This window comes from Bartonella tribocorum (assembly GCF_002778015.1).
GTDB classification, from domain to species: Bacteria; Pseudomonadota; Alphaproteobacteria; order Rhizobiales; family Rhizobiaceae; genus Bartonella; species Bartonella tribocorum_B.
The window spans coordinates 1-6,215 of the sequence record NZ_NJPP01000048.1; the positions used below are offsets into that span (position 1 = coordinate 1).

The 6,215-nt window shown below is 40.2% G+C and carries 5 protein-coding genes and 1 pseudogene; 4 read left to right on the forward strand and 2 right to left on the reverse strand.

The window, feature by feature from the left end:
• Positions 1-1,198 precede the first annotated feature (1,198 nt).
• Positions 1,199-1,360, forward strand: a complete 162-nt coding sequence (locus CEV08_RS10225) for a hypothetical protein (RefSeq protein WP_348602901.1) — start codon at positions 1,199-1,201, stop codon at positions 1,358-1,360.
• Positions 1,361-2,383: 1,023 nt separating this feature from the next.
• Here the strand turns inward: CEV08_RS10225 and CEV08_RS08630 are convergent.
• Together CEV08_RS08630 and CEV08_RS08635 are read right to left on the reverse strand one after the other, a co-directional pair.
• Entirely contained in the window at positions 2,384-3,397 is a 1,014-nt protein-coding gene (locus CEV08_RS08630) for a PAS domain-containing sensor histidine kinase (RefSeq protein ID WP_100131211.1), read from the reverse strand.
• A 22-nt stretch (positions 3,398-3,419) separates the two neighbouring features.
• The gene (locus CEV08_RS08635; protein WP_100131212.1) at positions 3,420-4,214 is read right to left on the reverse strand and encodes a response regulator; all 795 of its coding nucleotides are present in this window, start codon (positions 4,212-4,214) and stop codon (positions 3,420-3,422) included.
• Positions 4,215-4,382: 168 nt separating this feature from the next.
• Here CEV08_RS08635 and CEV08_RS08640 point away from each other — a divergent pair, with 168 nt between their 5' ends.
• The 3 genes and pseudogenes from CEV08_RS08640 to CEV08_RS08650 form a co-directional block, all read left to right on the forward strand.
• Positions 4,383-4,586, forward strand: a complete 204-nt coding sequence (locus tag CEV08_RS08640; RefSeq protein ID WP_100131213.1) for a NepR family anti-sigma factor — start codon at positions 4,383-4,385, stop codon at positions 4,584-4,586.
• Positions 4,587-4,593: 7 nt separating this feature from the next.
• Positions 4,594-5,148 carry an RNA polymerase sigma factor gene (locus CEV08_RS08645; RefSeq protein ID WP_100131214.1) on the forward strand — a complete coding sequence of 185 codons (555 nt, stop codon included), beginning with the start codon at positions 4,594-4,596 and terminating at the stop codon, positions 5,146-5,148.
• 224 nt (positions 5,149-5,372) lie between these two features.
• Positions 5,373-6,215, forward strand: a pseudogene (locus CEV08_RS08650) (sensor histidine kinase); the annotation flags it as partial.

Here is a 6,215-nt window from a genome sequence, read left to right on the forward strand (position 1 = left end):
GGGGTTCCAAGGGGTTCCAAGGGGTTCCAAGGGGTTCCAAGGGGTTCCAAGGGGTTCCAAGGGGTTCCAAGGGGTTCCAAGGGGTTCCAAGGGGGCTTGCACAGTATAAAAAATAGGCTTGTGCGGAGAATTTATGGGGGTGAAAAATATTTAAAAAAACACTAAAAATGTCTTTTGTGAATACTCTCTAATGTCAGCGGTTTGTTGTATGGGGATATAATAATGTTCAACGGGTACTTTTATGGAGTAAAGAGGGGGTTGAAAGTAAAAGGGGTGTTGTCATCGTTCAGTTTCTGAATGAGGATTGAGAATTTCTCTTTGTGCATTGCGAGTCTATAAATTATAAGCTGTAACCATAACCACCCCCGATAAAGACACCTTGATCGCCCCCTATGGAAAACAAAACCACAAAAATGGTTGCTCCATGATGCAACGCTATGCAATTTATCTGGCCTATTGTGTATTGATCTTTAGACATTGAGAAACCGTTTTTATCTTATGAAAATTAAATTCATGGCAAATGTGCTAACAGGCAGAGCCAACACAGTTTTAAGCAGCACTACCGCGTGATAGGAAAAAATAACAGAAATCCGTATGAGCGTGTTTTGCTGCTTTAAAATGCAACAGCGATTTTTAGGTAGCGCTCAAAGAAATTCTGCTCAACGGGCAAGCCTATAAAATCGGCAATAGCACGCTCGGCTTTTTTATGAGACCGTGTCTAGATGTGTTAAACGTTCGATGAGGCGCGTTGGTATGCTTTTGCGCGCTCTGCCAAGGTCATGTTATGGCGGTGTCGCTCGGCTAAAATACTCAAAATACTATGGCGATCCCATTTTGTGTGGTTGTCATAACTTTTTTATTGCTTCAAATGGGTGCGCAAACCATCCGTTTTTTGTGGGGTTAGATGGATAATAAATTCTCTTCATAACGGGCGGTAATGAGAGAGACATAGCCTAGATAGGTTTTTATAAATATTCACATATTATTTGAAGTGATTTTTTAGGGGGCACGTCTTGAAAAAGAACCACAAACAGAATTCGCAAAATGATGGCCTAAAATACGGCCAATACTGGGAAATAAACAACGGGATATTTTTGCGCAATGCCTTAATTTACAAAGCACTATTCTTGCCAATTAGGAAATCGGCACGCATGCGCTAATATCCTCAGCAGGTAACACTTATCATAGCATCTGTAACATGGACCATCCTTGGCTTGTTATCAGTGAAGATGAAGTATTTAGTGACATAGCAAAAGCAGCAGGTTTTAAAGCACCCACCCTTCCTAGTGGATTGATGAAAAACTCGGTCGGTATGGCTTATACAACCTATCGCGATGCAAATATAAAACTCTCCTCTTGAAGATGATATAGCGAAACTTGCAGCTCTGTTTTGTATAAAGTTACAAGAGCTTGTTTAAAACATCAAGGATATGGAAAAAGTCGGCTTTACTTTGCCTCTTCTAAAATTAAATTTAAAGTGTTAAGGCTGAAAGTTCACATCTCGAAACGACACAAGATACGATGCTTCTCTAAAATGAAAAATCGATATGAAAATCTTTTTTGCTTTTTGGGTTATTTGGGGCTTATGAGGGAGAGAGGTTTATAATTTATCAGATTGTTTTCAAAGCCTTTTCTGATTTTTACTATCAAATTCCGATTCTCGATATTTTTTTGCTCTTTTTGGCAAAACGTGCATTTACGCGTTTAATGGTAAAAAATAGTCATGAAAACAACATGTTATCACGTGTCCCTCTCTAATTTCACCTTTTTTTACTTCCTATAAAACCTATTGTCAAACGATAGGTGTGCTTAATGGCTTACTTTATGAGGAGCCTCGATACTGTTTGAAAATACGCTTAGAGGCACTGGAAAATATTAAAAAAGTATGTGAAGGGAAAAGGATCTTCTGTTTTGGATGTTTTCTTTTGCGCGAGATAATCTAGAACGCAATAAATAAAATACGATAAATAAACGGATAAAATGTGTAATTTTATCCGTTTATGGACGTTGTCGGGGATGCTTTAAGATCGTAAAGTTGAAAAGTGACGATAGACGTTGGTTTTTCCCCCTTGAAATTTCATTTTCTTCGAAAATGAAAAGATATGCGCATTGCAAAAATGCCCCAAAAAGAGAAGGGAATAGGTTCGCTTTGATTAGACATATAAAAGCTTAAGGCGGTTTGCTCTTCATTGTTGCGTTTTTTGTCTTAGAATAGGCGTATGAGCGATGGAAGCTGATTGACAACGCGAAGGGGTTTTATTGCAGTAATTTTCATGGTTAAGGTTCGTGAGAGATTGGAAAATGTCTTTGTGTAGAACAAAAATAGTGCTGAATAGACTAGAGATTTTTCTGAAAAGAGAAATTTATGGTTTGAAAGGTTTTTTTAAGAAAAAATATCGAAATAAGTATCCGGAACAGAAAGGCAATAAACAATTCCTTCTTTTGTCCAGTTGAAGGAAGCTGATCCATTGACAGAAATGGGAACAATTTTTTCGAGAACAGCACTGCCAAAACAAGCTTTTTTATTGTTTGTAGGAGGGGCGCCTGATTCAAAATGTTCGTTCCAAGTGATGATCAGTTGTGTTTTACCATTTAGTCTTGTTTCGATTTCACAGCGTACACAGACGCGGCCCTTTTCTTGGAAAAGGGCTCCAAAAGAAAGAGAATTGACAATCAATTCATGAAAAGCCAAACCAATATGCAAAGCGGCATTGGGAAAAAGATAAGGATCAACGCCCTCAAGCGAAAAACGTTCTGTTTCTTTCATTAAATAGCCTAAAGCTTGCGTTTGGACCAATTCACGAAATTGGGCGCCACGCCAATCGGAATCAGTGATCAGATCTTGAGAATGAGAAAGAGAATGAAGACGGCCTTGAAATTTGCGTAAGAAAACCTGAAGGGATTCCGTATAGCGGGCGGTTTGGCTGGCAATGCTTTGAATGATGGCTAGAAGATTTTTGGAACGGTGGCTGACTTCTCGAAGGAGGATTTTAAGCACTTGTTCACGGCGGCGTAAGCCGGAAATATTAACACCGGTGGTGATAATACCGATAATGTCTCCGTTATCATTGCGGTGGCAATCAATCGAAAATTTGTACCAAATCTCTTGTTTGCTTGTATCTTCAAAACGTGCTTCAATGGTTTGCATTTTGCCACTGGCTAAAACTTGCAGTTTGATGGTTTCCATATTGTCTGCAAGGTCAAGCGAAAAAAAGTCGTTGTCGCGACACCCAACGCACCATTTGTGGTGCAAATGATGCGGCAAGTTTTCAGCCCATAAATAAACCAAATTTGTTGCCTGATAGAGAACAAAAATATCAGCACCACGAATTGCTTGCATGAGCGCGCTCATATGAGATCTGTCTATAGGAGGCTTTGAAAGAGGTGTAACGAGCATAATTAAAGAGGTTGACTCTGTTCTAAGCCGCTTTAGAAGCGTTCTCTTGAAAAAATAAAGCTTGGGAAATAAGCGCTTTTACCATATCAGGGTTAAAAGGTTTGGTTACTAAAAAAGTCGGTTCTGGACGCTCGCCGGTCAGCAATCTTTCGGGAAAAGCTGTGATGAAAATCACCGGTATACGGTCGTTTTGCAAAATTTTGTTGACTGCATCAATGCCGGAGCTGTTATCGGCTAATTGAATATCAGCCAAAATCAACCGTGGCTTTTTCTTATGATACATGATGACAGCTTCATCACGTGTTCGCGCTATTCCTACAACGTGATGACCTAGGCTTTCGACCATTTGTTCAATATCAAGTGCAATAAGAGGCTCATCTTCGATAATCATCACTTCTGTGGCAATTTGTTGAGAAATATCACTCGATGCTTGATTGAGAAGCTTGCGAAATGCTTTCGTATCTAGATTCATGATTTCGCTGGCTTCTTGTTCATTAAAACCTTCAACGGCAATGAGCAAAAATGCTTGGCGTGCACGGGGCGTGAGATACGATAATTTGGCACTGGTTTTTTGTTCAAGCCCAAATTGTGGTAGGGGTTCAGGAATATTCGGGGTGGTTTGGTCAAAAAGATGGCAAAAAAGCCAATAGGTCCCAATTCGGTCACTGGATGCTTTGGGAAAAATCGAAATGTCGGCAATAAGAGCTTCCAACATCGCTGATACATAAGTATCGCCAGAGGATTGGCTTCCGGTGACAGAGCGAGCAAAACGCCGAAGATAGGGAAGATGCGGGGCAATGCGCGTTGATAATGACATAATTTATAACTCCTTTGACCTTTCAAGCATTTTGTTGGTTGAAATTCTCAACAGATAAAAAAGTTCCTTGATTTATATGGAACTTTTTACCGAGAGTTATATTTACAACCATAGGGCGAAAAAATCTTCGCGGCGCTACTGATATTATATGGATTAGGGGAATGAAAAATGAATGACCGTGATGAAAAAAATCTCACCACACAGTTTAAATTTGGAGATGATCTTCTCGGGACCAACAGCGAAATAGCACGGAAATTACGCCAATTTTACATGGAAATTCAAGAAGAAGCGCTACCACGGCGTTTGCTCGAGCTTTTAGAAAAGTTGGAGCGTGCAGAGCAATTTGGCTTAAACAATGTGGAAAAGGTTTGAATTCTTTATGTCAAAATGCGCAAAAAATTTTAAACAAGAACTCTTGTTGGTGTTGCCGGCTTTACGTGCTTTTGCTGTTTCTTTAAGTGGCAAGCACGATAAAGCTGAAGATTTGGTCCAAGACACGGTGATGAAAGCATGGGCTAAGCAAGATAGTTTTGAGATGGGAACTAATCTTAAAGCTTGGCTTTTTACGATTTTGCGTAATGAATTTTATAGTCAAATGCGCAAAAAGGGGCGGGAAGTTCAAGATACCGACGGCGTATTTACCCAAAATGTCGCGGTTCATCCTCCTCAATATGGAACGCTTGATTTGCAAGATTTTAAAAAAGCCTTAAATCTGCTTTCTGCTGATCAAAGAGAAGCCATTATTCTTATTGGGGCATCGGGGTTTTCTTATGAAGATGCGGCAGCTATTTGTGGCTGTGCTGTTGGAACTATTAAAAGCCGTGTGAGCAGGGCACGGCATCGATTGCAGGAGCTTCTTAATGTCGATGGTGAATCCGATTATGGGCCTGATTCCTATTCAGCGGGGAGTACATTGTGTTCATTTAACGGCTAAAAAAGCATAATAATTATGATGGATAGCCTTGTTTTTTTTATTCTCGTTATAGCTATTACAGTAAAGTCAGTATCTGAGGAAATTCAGAATGTTTGGCGTGTATCCTTGGGAACACAAGAAAAGCCTATATGAAATGCTCTCATGGGCTTTTTGTGTTTGTTTCATAAGGTTGCCTTCCTTTGTGCTGAAAAATGACGACTTTCAAGTTCGCCAATGGAAATTCTATGACAACAAAGACAAATTTGCTGCCTCAAATGCCTTCTTCTGATGCAACGATATCACGCTGGCGATGGGCAGCGATTGTTGTTTCTCTTGTTATGGCTTTTTTAGCATCGGTTTTTATTATGTTGCTTTCCAATGCCGTTGATCGAGAAGTTGCACAGTTGAATACAAGTTCAGAATTGCGCGAACAGGCTGATTTGGTGCTTATTAGTTTAATCGATATGGCTGTTGCTGATCGTAGCTACGCAAAAACCCGAAAGCCAGAAGATAAGATCCGCTTTGAAAATGCAGAGAGGGAGTTGGGGGATATTCTTGATTATATCGCACTTATTGTTTATGCGCATCCGCAATGGGATGAATGGTTTACGGCTTTTAAAAAAGAGGTTGAAGCACGAAAGGCCTTTATGCATGACCATATGCGCGCCCTTGATGGACTGCCTGATCAATCTTCTCAACCTTCTGCGTCGCTGGATGTCTCGAGAATTCCTGTCGCCCGTTTAGCGCAATTGATGACAAGCTTTATTAATGGGGATGATGTGGTGCGACAAAAACAACGTGAGGGCATCGCATTGATGCGGGCTGCTTTAACATTAGCGGCTATTGTTTCTGTTGTGAGTACTTTTATTTCTGCCTATTTTGTTATTAATCGTTTTCATCGTGATGTGCGCTCTTTAAAATTGTATCAATTGCTGCTTCATAGCGAAAATATTGCTCTAGAAGCTCGTGTAAAAGAACGAACACAAGAATTAGAAAGAGCACGCAATCACGCTGAAAAAGAACGCCAACGGGTTGAAATATTATTGCAGGATGCAAGCCATCGCATTGGCAATTCTCTAGGGACGGTG